This window comes from Pseudomonas sp. gcc21, from assembly GCF_012844345.1.
In the GTDB taxonomy this organism is placed as follows: domain Bacteria; phylum Pseudomonadota; class Gammaproteobacteria; order Pseudomonadales; family Pseudomonadaceae; genus Halopseudomonas.
On the sequence record NZ_CP051625.1, the window covers coordinates 2,023,598 to 2,041,320 of the forward strand.

The 17,723-nt window shown below is 56.1% G+C and carries 17 protein-coding genes; 6 read left to right on the top strand and 11 right to left on the bottom strand.

Translation table 11 applies throughout. The features are described from left to right. The first annotated feature begins 24 nt into the window (after positions 1-24). Positions 25-1,851, top strand: a complete 1,827-nt coding sequence (locus tag HG264_RS09295) for a sigma-54-dependent Fis family transcriptional regulator (RefSeq protein WP_169407396.1) — start codon at positions 25-27, stop codon at positions 1,849-1,851. A gap of 298 nt (positions 1,852-2,149) precedes the next feature. Here HG264_RS09295 and HG264_RS09300 read toward each other — a convergent pair whose 3' ends face one another. Beyond that, positions 2,150-3,238 (bottom strand): NAD(P)-dependent alcohol dehydrogenase, encoded by a 1,089-nt coding sequence (locus tag HG264_RS09300; RefSeq protein WP_169407397.1) that lies wholly within the window; start codon positions 3,236-3,238, stop codon positions 2,150-2,152. A gap of 324 nt (positions 3,239-3,562) precedes the next feature. Here HG264_RS09300 and HG264_RS09305 point away from each other — a divergent pair, with 324 nt between their 5' ends. Further along, entirely contained in the window at positions 3,563-4,114 is a 552-nt protein-coding gene (locus HG264_RS09305) for an NADPH-dependent FMN reductase (protein ID WP_169407398.1), read from the top strand. A 71-nt stretch (positions 4,115-4,185) separates the two neighbouring features. Here the strand turns inward: HG264_RS09305 and HG264_RS09310 are convergent, their stop codons facing one another. From HG264_RS09310 to HG264_RS09320, 3 genes are all read right to left on the bottom strand, one after another. Continuing rightward, positions 4,186-5,157: a hypothetical protein gene (locus HG264_RS09310; protein WP_169407399.1), complete on the bottom strand. Its 972-nt coding sequence runs from the start codon at positions 5,155-5,157 to the stop codon at positions 4,186-4,188. Positions 5,158-5,283: 126 nt separating this feature from the next. Then, positions 5,284-5,613, bottom strand: coding sequence for a multidrug efflux SMR transporter (locus HG264_RS09315; RefSeq protein WP_169407400.1), 330 nt, complete (start codon positions 5,611-5,613; stop codon positions 5,284-5,286). Between the two features lie 160 nt (positions 5,614-5,773). Further along, complete coding sequence (locus HG264_RS09320) at positions 5,774-6,472, bottom strand: TorF family putative porin (protein ID WP_169407401.1); 699 nt, start codon at positions 6,470-6,472, stop codon at positions 5,774-5,776. A gap of 332 nt (positions 6,473-6,804) precedes the next feature. On the opposite strand from HG264_RS09320, the gene HG264_RS09325 reads away from it, so the two are divergent. Further along, positions 6,805-7,161, top strand: a complete 357-nt coding sequence (locus tag HG264_RS09325; protein ID WP_169407402.1) for a VOC family protein — start codon at positions 6,805-6,807, stop codon at positions 7,159-7,161. Between the two features lie 76 nt (positions 7,162-7,237). Here HG264_RS09325 and mscL read toward each other — a convergent pair whose 3' ends face one another. From mscL to HG264_RS09340, 3 genes are all read right to left on the bottom strand, one after another. Next, positions 7,238-7,651, bottom strand: coding sequence for a large-conductance mechanosensitive channel protein MscL (gene mscL, locus HG264_RS09330; RefSeq protein ID WP_169407403.1), 414 nt, complete (start codon positions 7,649-7,651; stop codon positions 7,238-7,240). A gap of 177 nt (positions 7,652-7,828) precedes the next feature. Beyond that, positions 7,829-8,914 carry a hypothetical protein gene (locus tag HG264_RS09335; protein ID WP_169407404.1) on the bottom strand — a complete coding sequence of 362 codons (1,086 nt, stop codon included), beginning with the start codon at positions 8,912-8,914 and terminating at the stop codon, positions 7,829-7,831. Between the two features lie 93 nt (positions 8,915-9,007). Further along, positions 9,008-11,287, bottom strand: coding sequence for a hypothetical protein (locus HG264_RS09340; protein ID WP_169407405.1), 2,280 nt, complete (start codon positions 11,285-11,287; stop codon positions 9,008-9,010). A 351-nt stretch (positions 11,288-11,638) separates the two neighbouring features. Between HG264_RS09340 and HG264_RS09345 the strand changes: the two genes are divergently transcribed. The 3 genes from HG264_RS09345 (at position 11,639) to HG264_RS09355 (ending at position 14,033) form a co-directional block, all read left to right on the top strand. Then, positions 11,639-12,013, top strand: a complete 375-nt coding sequence (locus HG264_RS09345) for a hypothetical protein (RefSeq protein ID WP_169407406.1) — start codon at positions 11,639-11,641, stop codon at positions 12,011-12,013. 299 nt (positions 12,014-12,312) lie between these two features. After that, positions 12,313-12,744, top strand: a complete 432-nt coding sequence (locus HG264_RS09350; protein WP_169407407.1) for a DUF2231 domain-containing protein — start codon at positions 12,313-12,315, stop codon at positions 12,742-12,744. Beyond that, positions 12,741-14,033 (top strand): sorbosone dehydrogenase family protein, encoded by a 1,293-nt coding sequence (locus HG264_RS09355; RefSeq protein WP_169407408.1) that lies wholly within the window; start codon positions 12,741-12,743, stop codon positions 14,031-14,033. Before HG264_RS09350 ends, HG264_RS09355 begins: the two co-directional genes overlap by 4 nt. Before the next feature lie 64 nt (positions 14,034-14,097). Here HG264_RS09355 and HG264_RS09360 read toward each other — a convergent pair whose 3' ends face one another. Genes HG264_RS09360 through HG264_RS09375 form a run of 4 tightly spaced genes read right to left on the bottom strand, consistent with a single transcriptional unit; the run spans position 14,098 to position 17,691 of the window. Next, the gene (locus HG264_RS09360; protein ID WP_169407409.1) at positions 14,098-16,239 is read right to left on the bottom strand and encodes a hypothetical protein; all 2,142 of its coding nucleotides are present in this window, start codon (positions 16,237-16,239) and stop codon (positions 14,098-14,100) included. A 7-nt stretch (positions 16,240-16,246) separates the two neighbouring features. Further along, the gene (locus HG264_RS09365; RefSeq protein WP_169407410.1) at positions 16,247-16,945 is read right to left on the bottom strand and encodes a PilW family protein; all 699 of its coding nucleotides are present in this window, start codon (positions 16,943-16,945) and stop codon (positions 16,247-16,249) included. Further along, on the bottom strand, positions 16,917-17,315 hold the full coding sequence (locus tag HG264_RS09370; protein WP_169407411.1) for a prepilin-type N-terminal cleavage/methylation domain-containing protein: 399 nt from the start codon (positions 17,313-17,315) through the stop codon (positions 16,917-16,919). Before HG264_RS09370 ends, HG264_RS09365 begins: the two co-directional genes overlap by 29 nt. After that, complete coding sequence (locus tag HG264_RS09375; RefSeq protein WP_169407412.1) at positions 17,296-17,691, bottom strand: hypothetical protein; 396 nt, start codon at positions 17,689-17,691, stop codon at positions 17,296-17,298. The genes HG264_RS09370 and HG264_RS09375 overlap by 20 nt, the downstream gene beginning before the upstream one ends. Positions 17,692-17,723: the final 32 nt, after the last annotated feature.

The window sequence follows — 17,723 nt, forward strand, 5'->3', positions numbered from 1 at the left end:
TTCACACCCCAGGCATCTCATTCAATGAAATTGACCCCGCCAGGCGAGTCCGAGTACGCCGAAGACGCGGTGATCCAGCGACTGCTGGCGAACCGCAGAAATCTTCTGGTCGACTCGTCCAGCCAGTTCGGTACCGGCTTTCCCAGCGCCCGGCAACTGGCTGAAACCGTTGCCTTCGCCCCCAGACAAGGGAATATCTGGCTGTTCGGACGGCGCTACATGCTTATGCAGGGCGCGGCCTTCGGTCAGATCCGCAGAGAACTTGTTCATGGCCTCGGGCTGGAGAAAGCCAGAGGCATCTACACACGCACAGGCTGGCACGCCGGCGCCCGTCTCGCCGAACAGGTCGCCACGCAATGGCCTGAAGGCGACCACGACAGCCTGTTCGCCGCCGGCCCGCGGCTGAACATGCTGGAAGGCATGGTGAATGTGGAGCCGATTCGCTTCGAGATCGACAGCAGCGCGGGGAAGTTCTACGCCGAGATGTTCTGGCACAACTCCATGGAAGCTCAGGAGCATCTCACCCACCACGGCCCAGGCAGCGAATGCGCGTGCTGGATGCAGACCGGTTTTGCCAGCGGTTATGCATCCGCCCTGCTGGGGCGAATGGTGGTTTTCAGAGAAGTCGAATGCCGGGCAAACGGTCACGCCGCCTGCCGCATCATCGGCAAGCCGGCCGAGCAGTGGACGGATATGGAGCGTGATGCCTCCGACCCCGAGACAGATGTTTTCTTCAGCCATATCGTGCATGGCATGCCTGAACCACGGAAAAGCGGCACATCGGAAGCGCAGACGAACGCCCAGACCATGATCGGATCGTCCGCGGCTTTCGTCTCGGCGCAGAAGATGCTGCAACGTGTCGCGCCCACCCAGGCCACGGTGCTGCTTACCGGCGAATCCGGGGTGGGCAAGGAGCTGTTCGCACAGTATCTGCATCACCACAGCCCCCGAAGCCAGGGCCCACTGGTCACCCTGAACTGTGCATCGTTGCCTGAACACCTGGTTGAAGCCGAGCTGTTCGGCGCGGAACGTGGCGCCTATACCGGCGCGGACCGCACACGGTCCGGCCGTTTTGAACGCGCCAACGGCGGCACGCTATTTCTCGATGAGATCCCCTCGTTGAGCCTGGATGCCCAGGGCAAGATCCTGCGCGCACTGCAGGAAGGCGAGATCGAGCGCGTTGGAGGAGACAAGCCTATCCGAGTGAATGTACGGCTGGTCGCAGCCGCGAATGTGCAGCTGCGCGATGAAGTGAATGCCGGGCGATTCCGGGAGGATCTGTTCTACCGGCTGAACGTATATCCGATCCAGATACCCAGCCTGCGTGACCGGCGCGACGATATCCCGCAGCTGATGGAGCACTTCCTGCGGCGTTATTGTCAGCGTCACGAGCGCAACGTGATCGGCTTTACCAGCAAGCTGGTGAATACCCTGCTCACCCACCCTTTCCCAGGCAATATCCGAGAACTGCAGAACCTCATCGAGCGGGGCGTCATCAGCTGTGAGGACGGCGAAGCGATGGACCTGCATCATATCGCGCTCAACGGCGATCTCACAGATCAGCCCGCGCTTCTGGGCCTGACCGCCGAGGGCAGACTGACTATTCCTCCGCTCCCCTATTCTGACCTCAATGACCAAACGCACCCCAAGCAGCGCGCGCTGCATCCGGTGATTGAGCAGCTGAATGCGTTTCTCAGCGGATCCGATGGACAGCTCCAGACGTCCATCGAAGAGATCGAACAGCTACTGGTGACGCAAGCAATGAAACGCACCGCAGGCAACGTCACCGCGGCCGCGCAACTGATCGGCATGAGTCGGGCACAGGTGAATTATCGGTTGAAGGGGAAATAGCGGGCTGGACGCTGGGCGACGCGGGGATTTGATTTGAGTCCTGCTACAAGCTGGCCTGTCGGCCAGCGTCGTGCCGAGGGCGACACTCCCACGGGTTATGTGCCGTGGCAGCGCTCAGGCTATATCACAGACCCAGCGCTCCAACTGTAGGAGGGGCGACCCGCCGCGATCGGCGGCCGCAGGACGCCCCGGGTTTGGTTCAAGCTGGCCTGTCGGCCAGATCGCCGCGGCGGTTCGGCGTTCCGATCGCGCCTCCCATTTGGGAAATCCGGCGTTTACGCCGTTCTTGTGGGACGCCTCAAGCCAACTTAAGTATCGGCTTGACCGCCACGCCATTAGCGGAGTCTTCAAAGGCTTGATTGATTTGATCGAAGTTGTAGAACCGGACCAGCTTGTCGAATGGAAACTTCCCGGCCTTGTAAAACTCAACCAGCTTGGGAATAAACACTCGCGGCACTGAGTCACCCTCGATCACGCCGATCATGCTCTTGCCTTCGGCCATCACGTCGTTATGCACATCAATGTTCATTTCAGGCGTGACACCCACGATGGCAACGGTGCCCAGCGGCCGTAACGCATGCAGGCTCTGGCGCACGACCGGTGGCACGCCGGTGCTTTCCACCGCGTAATGCGTTCCGCCGCCAGTGATTTCCTTGATTTCCTTGACCACATCCACCTGCTTGCCATTCAGCGCATGGGTAGCGCCTAGCTCCTTTGCCAGCTCCAAGCGGCTATCGTGCACGTCGATTGCGAAAATCTGCTGGCAGCCTGCGATCTTCGCCGCCATGATCGCGCTCAAACCCACCGCGCCGCAGCCGTATATCGCGATGGAGGTGCCGAACTCAGGTTTCAGGCGATTGAGCACCGTACCGGCACCGGTCTGAATGCCACAGCCCAGGGGCCCCAGCAGGGCCAGATCCACTTCCTTGTCGACTTTCACCACATTGCGCTCATGCGCAACGACATGCGTGCCGAAAGACGATTGCCCGAAGAAGGTAGCGAGCTCGGTGTCGCCCTGATGTAGCCGGCAGGTGCAATCGTCCATACGCCCTCCAAAGTTCAGCTCGTTAAACCGCGAGCACACGGTCGGGTGGCCCGTCAGGCAGTTCTCGCACTGACCACAATGCGCAAAGGACATCACAACATGATCGCCCGCGGCTAGGCTTGTCACGCTGTCTCCAACTTGCTCAACGATACCGGAACCTTCATGCCCCAACACGATGGGGTACGGGGAGATGCCCAGATCACGGGCTACCGCGTCGGTATGGCACACGCCAGTGGCAATCACCTTGATCAGCACTTCATTCGATTTGGGTGCGGAAAGCGATACCTCTTCGATGGCGAACTCATCGCCCTGAGCATGGGTGACTGCGGCTTGGATTTTCATTTCAACTAACTCCGGATGTTCAGATTGTGTGAAGAACGACGCCCACCTTTGCAATGATCGGACCAGCTCAGTTTAGCCCGCATGCAGGAAGCCGCCAGCAGAGCGCGGAGGGAACCCAGGGAGTGGTACCGTCTCTAGCCCGGTGAACATAGTGACCGGCGCCACGGCGCAAAATCCGAGCCGGAGCGCAGCAAACACATCCATCTTTTCGATAATTACGTCGTAAATATCGCCCTTTTTATATCGGATTAGCTGCCCGATAATTTCCACAGTCTTATTCAGTTCCGTCAGCAGAATCCAACCGACAATAGGAGATGCATATTTATGAGTACTTACCATCTGGCTGTGATCGTGGGCAGTAACCGCCGCGAATCAACCAACCGTCAGCTAGCCCAGGCGATGGTCAAACTGCTGCCAGGCAACGTTGCGGTCAGCTATCCGCAGATTGATGATCTGCCGTTATACAACCTCGACCTGGAAGGCGAGCGCCCAGCCAGCGTGAACCGGTTTACCGACGAGATCCGTGCAGCCGATGCCGTGTTGATTGTCACGCCGGAACACAACAGATCACTCCCGGCGGTGTTGAAGAACGCGATTGACTGGGGTTCCAAGCCAATGGACAAGAACGTCTGGTTTGATAAACCCGTTGCCATCACTGGCGCATCACCAGGCGCAATGGGCACCGCACTGGCGCAGCAGCATCTGCGCCAGATCATGGGCATTCTCGGCTCGGTGGTATTGGGAGGCGAAGCCTATCTGCAATTCCGCCCCGGTCTGATTACTGATAACGGCGAGATCGGCGAAGACAGCCATCAGTTCCTGAAAAGCTACATGGACCGCTTCGTTAGCTTGATCGAGAAGTTGACACAACGATAAGCGAAACCAACGCTACGCCGCATCCCGTTGGGCATGCGGCGGCACATGCCTGGCGCGCTGCCCCTATAAGCTCAACATCTCGCCCCTCGGCATTGCAACGCATTGAAGTCATACACAGCGGAGTGGCCCGGATCGCCTTCGGGTAACGGGACACCTTGCGGGACGAGAAAGACCGCGGAATGGGCACCGAACAAGCCGGCCGGATAGGTGAACTGCTTGAGCACAACATACGCCTTGTGCAGGCCTGGTGCCGCGGGCCTGGGGATGCCTTCGCCGGCGACAGGGGGAACATCCAGCGCCGGCGAATTGGCAACAACTGCGTCAACCCAGGCATTGACATCTGCCGTCGTCGCGGGCCGAAGCACACCCTTGGTGATTGCACTATCAATACCGGGCTGCCCCGCCAAAGGCGCATCTGCATCCCTGAAGCTCGACGGCGAAACCTCAGCGGACGTAACCAGAGCAGTTCCCTGCTCGAGCGGTTCACCAATAACGATAGCGCCCGACTTATCGCCGGGATAGACGAGATCCACCGGTGCGCCAAACAACTTCCGGGAAAGCGGGTTAAGCGCGGTGTTCCGGCCCTTGCCGATATAAACGTAACCGCAGGGGCCACGGTTGTGATAGCTGCTGTTAAATACCGGAACAGTGCTGGCGAGCCCTGCAATAGCCTGCCGGTGGTAGCCTGATACCAGTACCGCGACGATCTCGGTACCCTGCGTCCAACCTAGATTCCAGACGGTCGGCTCATACGCGCCGAGGATCAGCGCAACCGGGCGCGACGGGCTGTTCACCGCAACATCAAACCGGGTCGCTGCGTGCCCGCTCTGGTCAATCTGAAAATCAAGCGCCCGCCCCGCATAGGCTCCCGCTGCATACACCAACAGATCGGCAGGCAGCTCCAGATCCTCAAATGCACAGCTGACAGGACCTGCCTTGGCTTGCGCAGACTGCGGAGGAATCTCGAAGTCAAAAGCCTTGAGCTGATCCGCTGCGACCGTGCCAGACAACAGACACGCCAGCACTATTGAAATCCGTTTCATGATTTTCCTTATTGATAACTCGCAGTCATTGCGCTGCAAACATATCGCAAAGCCAAGCTACAACCAAACTACCTGCGTCATCCCACCTCGGGCCGATAGCCTTTTGGGAGCCGGTTCATTTGCGGATTACACCACCGCCTTGGAGAACACGTTCAACACAATCACACCGGCGATGATCAAGCCCATGCCAACAAGCGCTGGCGGGTCCAATTTCTGGCCAAACAACAACCAGGCGACCGCCGTAATAAGCACTATGCCCGCGCCCGACCAGACGGCGTAGGCAATGCCCACCGGGATTGTGCGCAGCGTCAGCGCTAATAGGTAAAAAGCAATGCCGTAACCGACTACAACCAGCACTGATGGCCAGGGCTTGCTGAACCCGGCGCTCGCTTTCAGTGCCGTGGTCCCGATTACTTCGGCAACAATTGCAACGGTCAGGAATATCCAGCTTTTCATCGGTTCGCACTCACAGGAAGACACCGAAGGATGATAGCAGCGCGCTTTCCTATACGGCACATGCGCTTCGGCGCGTTCGGAGCAAAAAAAGACGCCGGCTCGAGAGCGAAGCCGGCGTAAATGCAGTCGATGAATTTCAGGCGTGTCAGACGCCCGCGAATCAGAGGGTCTTGGATACCGCGAACGTTACGTTTGAATCGCAGTTACCATCGCAACCGCCATCAATATCGGTGTTGGAGTACATCAGAGCCAGATCAAGACCCAGTACCTGCTTGCCGAGACTTACTGCCCAGTCGCTGTAATTATCGGCGTCACTGTCGTTGGCGTCTGCGTAACCATAGTGCAAACCAAGGCCGAGGTCATAGGGGAGACTGAACCCGTAATCAAGGAAATAATAAAGCGGCTCCGGGTCGAGATCGTACGCATACTTCACACCTGCGTTGAAGCCGTAAAATCCGAGGCTGCCAATGACTTCATCGACGTCCCAGGAACTGTTTCCCGGATAGGTATAAGTGGCCCACTGGATGTCGTAACTAACGTTATCGGTGATGTCACCGCCGTAACCGACGTAATAGTCTATTTCAATACTCGCACCATCGAAGCCATCCTCCGAGCCGTCAATGTTGGATGCCCAGGCGCCAATGTACAGACCGCTTTCATGGGCGATATCCAGACTGCCCTGAACGGCGCCAGCACCATCAGTTTGGGACTGGCCCCGCCATATGTAATCGCTGGCAAGCGTAGCAGTCATGCTTACATCGAGTTCGCCGAGTGCAGTATCAAAGGCTTCAGCCTGGGAAACGCTGGCAAAACCAATCGCGCTGGTAGCGGCAACGACAACGGCAAGTTTTTTCATCATGCGGTAGTACTCCATGTTTGCTAAATCCAATTTGCGAAGAAGAAGAAGTTGGTATGGAGTACTTAGCATTAAGCTTGCCAATCTATAAAAACGCTTGACTATCAATTAGTTACATCAGTAAAACCATCTCGACGTCCAGTCGACCGACCTCGCCGTTGCGTTTAAATGGTGCACCAGGGTTTCGCCTTGGTGCAAAGTGCCATTACTGACTGAAGAATTATCAGCCGACTCACTTCGTCCGCCCTCGACCGAACCAAAGCGATAGCGCACCGCTGACTTAGCTGACCGCAGCTACACTAGAGAGCCGAACCAACGAAACGATAGAGGAAGCCATGAAAGAGACCGGAAAAATCGACTATGTTGAACTGCCCTCACGCGACCTTGCAGTGACCAAGAGTTTTTTCCGTTCGGCATTCGGATGGACATTCATCGATTACGGACCTGATTACATCGCGGTTGAAAATGCCGGATTGGACGGCGGGTTTTTCAGGTCAGATAAAATAGCCACTACCGAGAATGGAAGTGTGCTGGTGGTGCTTAACAGCACTGACCTTGCGGATTCTGTTCGAAAGGTAAAACACTGTGGTGGGGTGATTCTCCAGGACATATTCGACTTCCCAGGAGGCAAGCGATTTCATTTCGCAGACCCTAACGGGAATGAATATGCTGTCTGGTCTGATAATAGTTAGAAAGGGCGACGTCGACGCCCTTTTCTCGTGGCTTGAGCCGGCGTTGTCCACTGGAGCCAGGCTCAAGCCTTCGCTATCAGGGCTTATTGACCTGGCGCTGCAAAAGATCTCGGATATCCGTCAGCAGAAGTTCTTCAGTGCTGGGTGCAGGCGGGGCATCGGGTACTTCTTCTTCCTTGCGCTTCAGACTATTCATCACCTTGATCGCGACGAAAATCGCTGCAGCGATGATCAGAAAATCCACAACGCTTTGAATGAAGGCACCATAGCCTATCGTGACCGCAGCAAGATCACCCTGCGCCTCCCGCAAGACGATAGCCAGATCACTGAAATCCACCCCACCTATCAGCATCCCCAACGGCGGCATGACGATATTATCCACGAAGGATGACACCACCTTGCCGAACGCAGCACCAATGATGATACCCACGGCCATATCAATAACGTTGCCGCGCATCGCGAAGGCTTTAAACTCTTGAACAAAACTCATATCTTTTTTTCTCCGATATCGCCGAGACGGCTGGTAGTAATCTGATTGCTTCGTGTGCTTAATGCAACGACTTAGCATTCAGAAAGGAGAATAGCTGATATCGGATAGCATGTGAGAAAGCAGGTTTGACAAGCCCAGGCTACTCCAGCACGTGCTCTGGAGCAGCCATCGAATGCTTTAGTATTCCAAGCGAGCCGTTAGCTGAAGAACCAGAGCCTTGGCTTTTTCCCAATCTGTATCGTCTGAAGCCAGCATGAATTCGAAATACCTGCTTTTCAGCCCGACGCCAGCTGATTCGGACTGAAAATCATAACTGTATTGCACCGTAGCGTGACGCAGGTGCCAGTTTACTGCCACAGAGGGAAAGAGATGGTCGTCGTATGCAAAAACAGCGCTCTCTAAACTCCAGTTCGGATTCAGCCTATACAGTGCGCCAAGCGTATATCGGCTCGGGAGCTCCTGGGTGTGATTGCGGTAACCATTTATTCCCTTCACAGCAGGGCGAAACGTGAGCGATCCATCGGGACGGTAACTCGCACGATCAGTAGCGGCTGAAGCTTCCGTGTAGGTCAGGTTTTTCCAGCGAATGCGCGAATAGACATCACGCCCGCGTATGTAGGTGCTCAAGTGTTCGGTGATGTGCCAATCGATATCGAAATCCGCGGCAAAACCGCGTCCTTTGACAGATTCAGTCGGCCTGTCCAATAAAAGGTCTTCGGAATAACCGTAATCCAAATCGAGTTTTCCGCTATAGCCACCGGCTTGCGTATCCACATAGCCGCTAAGGACGCCATCCTGCATCTCCGAAGCGGTGAGATAATTCAATCTGACTCGAGCGCTCAGGGATGGTGAGAATTCGTAACGGTAGCCAATTCCTACACCGCTTGAGCGCAGATGATTAGCACGCAGATGTACATCATATCGACGCCCTTTCTTCACTGGGAGGTCGTTGGCGTCCTGATAAAGGATGTCGGCCGTGTTTTCATCGAACTGCAGGTAATAATCGTAGCGCCAAAAAAAAGCTAGTTCGAAGCCGTTCCAAATTTGCCCCACTTCCAGCTGGTTATGTGTGAACGCAAAGTCGCCTGAATCGATAGGTTTACCTTCCAGCCCATCAACCATCTGTTTGATTGGAGCTATTTCACTATAGGTTTTACTGTCTATGCTTGCGTACGTTTGAAATCGAGAATCCGCGTAAACTGGCGCGAACTGAATACAGGTTGAAGCCGCGGCGAGGCAGATGATGCGAGATAAGTGCTGCACAGTGGAATCCTGACACATGTATTTTGAGGGGAGAGCTCGAATAATGAAAAAAGGGGAAGCCAGGCTCCCCCTTCATAAAGTTCAGAGCCGTTATTACAGGCTTTCGAACTCACCGTCATTATAAGTAATAATCACAGCGCCAGTTTTATCATCCAAGGTAGCGTATTGCTTGCCTTGCCAGGTGATGTTGCCGGTCAGGGTTTTATCGCCATCCTGCTTCGCTTCAGTCAGCGTTAGCGTGACGTTGTTGTGGTTGGTCAAGGTCGCCGACTGCAAATCGCCTTGCTTGCCGTTGTATACCAAGTCGAATCGCTGGCCATCCTCATAGTTTAATGATGCAGATCCGATGATACTTTCCAGTCCGTTGTTTTTGGCGTTTGCGGTCACTTTTATTGGATAGTTCATACCGTGCAAATGCATAGCATAGGATACAGTTAAGCTAATAACACCAGAATCGGACGCATCGCAGTCGCTTATATCCTTAAGTTGCCCGCTGTAATATTCGTTTTCTATACACGTACCTGCCAGATCAGCCGCATTGAGAGAGGCAGAAGCTTCAAGGTAGTTTTGTTCGCTTTTAAGCTGTCCCGATATTACCAGACCGGCATGCCCTACCGATAGTTCCGAATTTGATTCGTCATAGTCATTCCCATCGGTGTACTCAGACATAAATTTTAGATTGTTTATATCTAGCTCCAGCTTACCATCGAAACTGACATAATGCTCGCCGCTAACAACCATTTTTACGTCGAGAAGAGTTTTCAAGTCGGTAATTTCATACCGCTCTTTATCATAGTCATTACCGTAATATGTGCTTTTCCAGTCCGAGCTATTATCGACAACAAGGCTACCTTTAAGTAGCGACCCAGTTTTTATGTTGATCGTGACCTGATCTGTAGCAACCGAGCCTTCCAGTGATATGTCAGCTTCCGCAGTACCGGCTTGAGTCCAACTTCCTTCAGCTGAGTCATAATGAGGATCGAAATAATCAGGCTCTTCGAGACCTTCTTCTACAATCTCATCAGAGTAGTTAACTTTGGCGGCCAGATCCAAATATACCGGAATTGTGCGTAGCTGCCCTTCTTCTGAAATAGCAGTGTCTACAGTCTGACGAACAAAGTAGTTGGCGGAAACACGCTGCACGGTCAGTCCATCGTACTCAAAACTGTTCGCGTCGCTACCGTTTTGGTTCTCTTCAAGGGCTTGAGCGATTGCGCGCAAAGCGGCGCTAACTGCTTTAGTCGAGGCTTTAGCTTCAGGCGCGTTCAATTGAGCTACCAGCTCCACCTCTTCCCGAAAGCCTTGGAGGTTCTCCTCCAGCACTGCGAGGTTCGCCAAATCGCGAACCTGTTGCACAAAAGCTTTAGTGGCAGGAAGCCCCTCCAAACCAAGATCGGCAGGCGCGGCCCCCTTAGATGGAGTGGTCGAACCAAGCGCCGCATCCGCCTTTCCTGCTTCAAGGTTGCTTTTGACCGATGATAAAGCCGGGAGATCAACTTTTTGCTTCGCAGCTTGTGCCTCGATCTGGGCGGTAATTTGTACAGCCTGCTCCAGAATACTCTCGATGCTGGGTCCGCCAGCGCTTGAAGCAGCGTCCGCTACCCCATCCTTACTGTATTGAGCGGCGAAGCCTGCGAATGCTTCCAGCATGGATTTGCCTGGAACGCTCGCGACCGCTGCGGAGACCAGGTTGTAACCAGCCTGCGCGCTATCAGCAGCGGCTACAGCTCTGGCGTCGGTCAGATCAACAACCTTCAACGCTGTCAGATCGCTTTGCAGATTGAACCGGTTCGCAACGCGCGTGTTGGAACTAAGAGCGACTTGTTTCGGGTCCGCGGAAGGAGAGCTCTGCAACGTGGCGAGTGCCAGGTCAGCGGCGATGCTGGTCAATGGCGTAGCGCTGATCTGCACTGTATCGGTGGTAACACCTGGAGAGATGGCAAGCAGCTTGAAGTTGGCTGGCGCGGAGAAATCTGTACCGAAGGTCACAGCCTCGGTACTGTCCGACTTGGGTACGCAAATAGCTATGTCGCAGCGGATAAGAGTGCCATTTTTTGCCGAGATCTCGAGCAGTAGAGCTTGGCCGCTATAGCTGGAAGGCAGTTTCAGGCTATAGGTGCCATCGCTCTTGGTTTCGGCCTCAGCGATAAGGTCACCTTTACCATTTGCTCCCACCAGATAGGCCTTTACCAGTCCGCCTTTGACGATACCTTTAGCGGCAGTACCATTGATTGTGCTCTGCGGCTGTGCAGTGCCTGCACCACCAGTGCCACCAGTATCATCACTGCCGCCACCGCCGCCGCCGCCACATGCCGACAACACAAGTGCCGAAGAGATCGCGATTGCCAGAGGCCACTTCTTGATTTGTTTCATCTACCTTCCTTGTACCACGAGTAATAGACGCAAAGGCACCAGCCATGATTAGACATGGCGCCTGAGCGAGATCGAGTAGTTGAGAAGATCAGAAAGGGGTTTCCGAAGCGCGAATCTATCGCAAGTCTCAGCAACATTAAGCCTTCATTGGCTGCAGCAGGACCAGAGGAAATCCGTTTCAGTCTCTTCCGGGCCAAAGGATATATCATTTTGATATCACATCGCACGCCATTGTTGCAGCTCCCTCGCCTTGGCTACGCTTACATTTATCCAATCTCCAGGGTGAGCAAAACCCCTGGCAACATGGTCCAACAACTTTGCTCACTGCCTCCCGCAACAATAGGAACGCCTATGTCGATCTTCAAAACAAAATTTTTCTCCAGCCCTGTCTTCCTGTCCGGCCTTGCATTGGCCTGCGCCGTGAATATCAGCCAAGCTCAGGACAAGGCCCCGATGGACGACTCTGAAACGCAACTCGCCAAGTTTGGCGGTGCCATGCATTTGACGGCTTCAAAATGCGGCGGTTATTCAGAAGATCAGCTCAACGAACTCAAGTCGCAGCAGAAGCAGACCCTCGCACAAAATGGCATGGACGGAGATAGCTTCGAGCAAGCGTATGCGGCGGGTATGAAAGAAGCAGAAGCACGATGGGAAGGTCTGTCCGAAGCAGAGCAGAAAAAGACCTGTGATGAGGTTCGGGATCAATCCAACCAGATGACCGAGTAGGCCGGCGGTTGTATCCGAAACGGCACCGAAAGCGGCTATCAGCATCAGACTGGAATCTGAACAGTGTCAGCATCGCTATGCAGGGCGAACATGCCCAGCATAGCAGCGGTGCCTTTCTACTCCCTGCCAACCCTTCCTGTTCCGGACCCTGCGTCACCGCTCTAGATCAGTACATCCGCTGGCCAGCGGGCCGGGGTGAACTATACTCCGGCAGTACGAGGCCCTTGCACGCATAACTTAGCAATGTTTATGAGCGCATTCGCTCAAGGCATTACTGGATCAGCAATGAGGAACCCGCCGTGACCGCGACTGTCGACCGCCATTACCCGCATCGAACTATTCACCCGTTACATGCCACCCTACTCGCCGGCACCATTCCGCTCTTTCTTGGCGCGCTGTTGAGTGACGTTGCCTATTACAACACCTACCAGATTCAATGGAGCAACTTCGCCTCGTGGCTGCTCGCTGGCGGCCTGGTATTCAACGGTTTGGCAATATTATGCGCGATCATTGGCGTATTTCGCGCCGGCGCCCAGCGCGGAAAATACATCCTGTATCTCGTCCTTCTGATCGCGACCTGGATCCTGGGCTTTATCGACGCGCTTCAGCATGCCAAGGATGCCTGGGCGGTCATGCCCACCGGCCTTGTGCTCACGGTTATCGTCACCTTGCTCGCCTGTGCCGCCACCTGGCTTGGCCTTACCCACCTTCGCTCGGGAGCAGCAGAATGAAATATTCGAAAACGCTATCGTTGAGCTTGCTGGCGATGATGCTGGGCGCCTGTGGCGGTGAACAACAGGAATCAGCGAAACTGCATGGCCCCGATCCCGAACTGCCCGAACCCCAGCGCGGCCTGTTGCCGAGTATGGAAATTGCCGAACCGGAACAATGGGGCGATAAACAACCCATCGTCCCCGATGGATTCACCGTAACGGCCATTGCCACGGAGCTGAAGATTCCTCGACAGACGCTGGTACTTCCCAACGGCGATATTCTGGTGGCCGAAGGCCGTGGGGGTAATGCTCCAAAGCTCAAGCCAAAAGACGTGATCGCCGGCTACATAAAGGCCAAAGGCAACACCTCTGTTGAAAGCGGAAACCGGCTGACATTGCTGCGTGACAGCAATGGCGATGGTACGTACGAAGAACAGGGCGTCTTCGCGGATGATCTCAACGCTCCCTATGGGCTCGCCTTCCACGACGGCAATCTGTATGTCGCCAACCAGGACGCGCTGGTGCGCTTCGATTATGAGGAAGGCCAGACCAGGGCCAACGGCGAGCCAGAGAAAATTGTCGACCTGCCCTCCGAGATCAATCATCACTGGACGAAGGCAATGACCATCAGCCCCGACGGACGCTTTGTGTACGTCGGCATAGGCTCCAATAGCAATATCACCGAACGCGGCATGGAGGCTGAGGTGGATCGGGCTATGGTTTGGGAAATCAACACCGAAACGGGCGCTTACAAGCCCTACGCCACGGGTTTGCGCAACCCCACCGCGCTTGCTATTCAACCTGGAACCGGTCAACTCTGGGCAGTGGTGAACGAGCGCGATGAGCTCGGGCCGGACCTCGTGCCGGACTACCTTACCTCCGTGCAGGAGGGCGGGTTCTACGGTTGGCCCTATAGCTACTGGGGCCAGAATGTCGACCCGCGGGTACGCCCGCAGGATCCGGACAAGGTCGCCGAAACCATTACGCCCGATTACAGCCTGGGCTCGCATGTGGCCGCGCTTGGCCTGGACTTCTCATCAGACGTCATGGGCGCGGACTTTGCGGAAGGCGTCTTCATTGGCGAGCACGGTAGCTGGAATCGGAAGAACCCGGTCGGCTACAAGGTGATATTCGTACCGTTCAGCAATGGCAGCCCTTCAGGCGAGCCTGTCGACTTTGTTACGGGTTTCCGCGATGAGGACGGCACAACCCGTGGTCGGCCTGTTGGTGTAACCGTCGATCCACGTGGCGCGCTGATTGTTGCAGATGATCTGTCGAATACCGTCTGGCGCGTGACAGCGCAATAACACGTCAGGTGAGGCCAGCGCGCGCAGGCTGCGTTGGTCTCACCCGCCCTGTATTCAGTCAGCCTTACAGATAGCGCCCCCAGCGCAACTCCACAGCGCCCGGCGTCGCTTCGCCGGGCGCTCCGCTCGTGCCGCCAACTTCGTTGATAACGGTACCGCCAGCAGGATCATATCGCTGCTGCAGTTCGACCGGGACCTGCAAGTTGATGGTCGTGCTGGCCCCCATCATGTTTATGGTCGTCCCGTTATTGCGCTGGGCCAGCGAAGATACATACCCGTACAACCTGGCATTCCCGGAACTACTGAACAGATTGCCCGCTTTGGTCGCGCCAAATACCGCTTTCTCAACACGTATATCGCCGCCGGAATATAAACTGCTGGCGCAACCGCCCTGGCTGCCAGACGGGCAACTCCCCGCGAGCAGGGCAAAGTTACCGATAGCACCGTATGCGCGATGGTCGTAACCGCCATCTTCGCAAAACTCGGTTGGTCGAAACGCATAGACAGGGTTGTTGCACACGCCCAGGGCCGTATGCCCCTCCACAGTGACGCCATCACGACCGGCATAATTCGGCGCGAAGACTGCCCCGCCTGCAGTGTTGACATGAAGGTTGCCTGTCGCGATGAACGTATTGGTATAGGTCCCACTCCCGATCTCCATATCTCCATCTACCAATACAATGCCCGGGGCATGGCTATCGCCGTTGAAACTCCAGACATTATTGCGGCTGAACTGAGGTAATGGAGTGGTGTTGTTATGCGAGTGGCCTAACCGCGCAACGCAATGGCTATCCGTCTCGTCCCGGCGCGACGGTGCGTTGTTATTGATACAGGCGTAACCGGCCACGGTACGGCTGGTCCAGCCCGGGTTAGCGGGATCGATAATATTGGCGCTACGAAAGTAATAACCGTTCCGGCGCACGTCCAACGGGTTCAGCTCCTCGGCTGAGTCCCGGATACCGTCAACGCCCTGAATCTCGACTCGTACCTCCCCGTTTCTTATTGAATAGATGTAATTGGCGATATCACGCAGCCTGTTGGCATCGAACGTTTCTGGCTCCACTTCCACGGGCGGCACAGGATCCAGCAGCACGGGCTGACTGGTTTTGGTAGCCGAGCGCCTGCAGGACGAGTTATTGGTAAAACTGCCGCCATAGGTGGCCGTGCTCCACTCCGGGGAGCATTTGTTTATGAGCAGATCACCCTCCGCCTGGACACGCCCCACACTGACACTGCTGTTGAACTCAACATGATTTTTCGAATAGATGTTCGCGATGCGCGGTGACGGATACGTGCGTACCCCAAAGGACGACGGAATCGAGCACAGCTGCGCAGCGCCGGTCGCGCACTGGGCCACCCCGGTCGGCGTGTTGGCCAGCGCTCGGATATCGCCGTGCACACCGCCGGTCACCTCGACCGAGCCATTTGCAATGATCGACTGGCTGTTGATGGTGTTCGCCAGACAGGCATTGCGTGTCGCTTTGACATTCTCCACGGTGAAGCTGCCATTGCTCACCTGCACATCACAATTGGCATGCATTTCCAGAAAATCAGTCGAGGAGCCCCCGACGAAACGTATCGACCGGGTTGAGCGGATCGCATCGATCCCGCCGGCGGACAACCCACCCAGATTGACGTCGCCATCCACTGTAATCTGGTAACGCTCACCGGGAAGCGTCAGCACGCGCAGATCACCGCTAATATTGAGGCCGTCCCGGAACTGAATTACCCGACGATCCGGTTGCGGCCCCTCCCCTTCGGTTAACCCTGGCGGCGTGATCTGATACACCGTTTCAAGCGTGGTAGTTGCGGCGGCTCGGGAGCCCTGCGCAGCGGTGGCGGTTATGTGCAGCGTCAAAGAGCGGGCAGATGGCGAAGTCTCTTCATAGCCGGCGAGCCGCAATGCAATATCATCCAGCCCGGCCATGCTCAGCGAACCCGGCTGCGTCCGCGCCGCCTCGTCAAAGGCCTGCCAGTCACCGTGGGTTTGTATGACCTGTTCCAGATACTCACCAAAGGCGTCAGCCGCCAGCCAGGCGCGTTTTTGCGCCATGGTTTGCGCGTGCAGGCTGGTACTCAGCTCTTGGCTGGAGCGTAAATGTGAAACGCCGACAAGCGTAGCGGAGGCAAGCGACAAACCAAGCAGAACGACCGTGAGTATGGTCGCGATGCCCTGTTGGTTCTTGGCCGAAAACGGAAAACTCATCCTGGCCTCACTGGAAGTTGATCAGACAACTACTGCTATTAATCGGCAGAAAAGTGTCGGGATTGGCAGCGTCGTACGCTTCTGCCACCGGATGATGTGCGATGAGATTGACCTTCAGCGATCCGGCGCCCGCCACACCCAGCGCCTGGCAGCGCTCTTCGATCACTTCCATCGATTCGAAAACCGCCCCGTCGAGGCTTTTGGTATAAAGTCTGGCGCGATCCTGCTCCTGCCAGCTGCCTGACAACTCTGCACCTGCACAGGGCCTGGGTTGCAGATACTGGAGGTCACCTGCGGGCGTTATGTACAGACCCGCGCACCGTTCACCAGACGTCTGCGTTCGCCATAACAGCAATTTTCCCCGTCGGCCGGTGGAGCAGCTGCCGACGGTCAGCTGACCCTGCGCCAGGTTGGCAGAACAGAATGCGAGGTCAGCTCCCAGACTAGCTTCATCTATACCGAACCCGGCCTCCTGCAGATGCACGTGCGCGGTCAGCACCGCCGCCGACCGGTCACCGCTCATGCGGGCGTAACTGCCTGACTCCGCTGTGGTGTGCACCACCGTACGGTACAGCGCCATCATACCCATTACCGCGATAAGCGAGATCAGCAACCCGATCATCAGGCTGATAAGCGACACGCCCTGCTGATGTTTGCGCGAGCTGGCGACCATACGCTCAGTACCCGAGCCGGAAGCTGCCGTCACCGCCGATCAGACCAGCAGGATCGTCAGTCACAACCAGCGTATCGGTCTGCACGGTGACGGACTTCTCGATGTTTCCGATGCGCACTTGCAGCTGCAGCGTTTCTGGCTCGCGATTGAAACCGACCGTGCCACCCGCCACGTCGAACGATTCGACGTCAGGTTCTGTAAGCAGCGCCTCTCGCAGGCCCAGCAGTACCTGGTTCTGCGTCGTGGCATAGCGTTGCGTCGAAAGCCCCTGCGTCGTAACAAACGCCAGCCCCAGCCCGGTTATTGCGACCAGCAAAATGCTGATCAAGGCTTCGATAAGCGAAACACCACGCTGGCGTGATCCGCCCAGTGAACATGCTGAATTAGTGGAATGAGTGAACATCAGTCTCACCTCCCTTCGACAGACTTGCCGTAAACGGCGCAACGGGTTGTCCGCGATTGTTCAGCTCAACAGGAAAGCTCGCCCCCGTCAGGCTCAACGCCACGCCAGATGGCAACGTGGCCCGCCACAATGCGTTATCGCAGGGACCGCTCGGGGTTGTGCACACTTTCAACTCCCTTGCCGCAGGCTCAAAGGCTATGCGCGCCGCCGGCTGATCGCCCACCGCGCCCGCCGCGTTACGCAGGGCCGCTGCCTTAGCGTGGCTGTAGCCCTGATTAAGCTGACCCGCGGCGGTGTGCAGATCGGAGTTGGTCGTCCAGGAGGATGTGAGGGGCGAAGCGGCCAGTGCCAGCAACCCGATAATCAGAAGTACCACTCCCAACTCAATCAAGGTGACGCCGGCCTCGT

Coding starts and splice junctions, on each gene's coding strand:
- HG264_RS09325 (WP_169407402.1), top strand. CDS start 6,805: ATGAAAGAGACCGGAAAAATCGACTATGTTGAACTGCCCTCACGCGAC.
- HG264_RS09300 (WP_169407397.1), bottom strand. CDS start 3,238: ATGAAAATCCAAGCCGCAGTCACCCATGCTCAGGGCGATGAGTTCGCC.
- HG264_RS09360 (WP_169407409.1), bottom strand. CDS start 16,239: ATGAGTTTTCCGTTTTCGGCCAAGAACCAACAGGGCATCGCGACCATA.
- HG264_RS09320 (WP_169407401.1), bottom strand. CDS start 6,472: ATGATGAAAAAACTTGCCGTTGTCGTTGCCGCTACCAGCGCGATTGGT.
- HG264_RS09355 (WP_169407408.1), top strand. CDS start 12,741: ATGAAATATTCGAAAACGCTATCGTTGAGCTTGCTGGCGATGATGCTG.
- HG264_RS09340 (WP_169407405.1), bottom strand. CDS start 11,287: ATGAAACAAATCAAGAAGTGGCCTCTGGCAATCGCGATCTCTTCGGCA.
- HG264_RS09310 (WP_169407399.1), bottom strand. CDS start 5,157: ATGAAACGGATTTCAATAGTGCTGGCGTGTCTGTTGTCTGGCACGGTC.
- HG264_RS09345 (WP_169407406.1), top strand. CDS start 11,639: ATGTCGATCTTCAAAACAAAATTTTTCTCCAGCCCTGTCTTCCTGTCC.
- HG264_RS09370 (WP_169407411.1), bottom strand. CDS start 17,315: ATGTTCACTCATTCCACTAATTCAGCATGTTCACTGGGCGGATCACGC.
- HG264_RS09295 (WP_169407396.1), top strand. CDS start 25: ATGAAATTGACCCCGCCAGGCGAGTCCGAGTACGCCGAAGACGCGGTG.
- HG264_RS09315 (WP_169407400.1), bottom strand. CDS start 5,613: ATGAAAAGCTGGATATTCCTGACCGTTGCAATTGTTGCCGAAGTAATC.
- mscL (WP_169407403.1), bottom strand. CDS start 7,651: ATGAGTTTTGTTCAAGAGTTTAAAGCCTTCGCGATGCGCGGCAACGTT.
- HG264_RS09305 (WP_169407398.1), top strand. CDS start 3,563: ATGAGTACTTACCATCTGGCTGTGATCGTGGGCAGTAACCGCCGCGAA.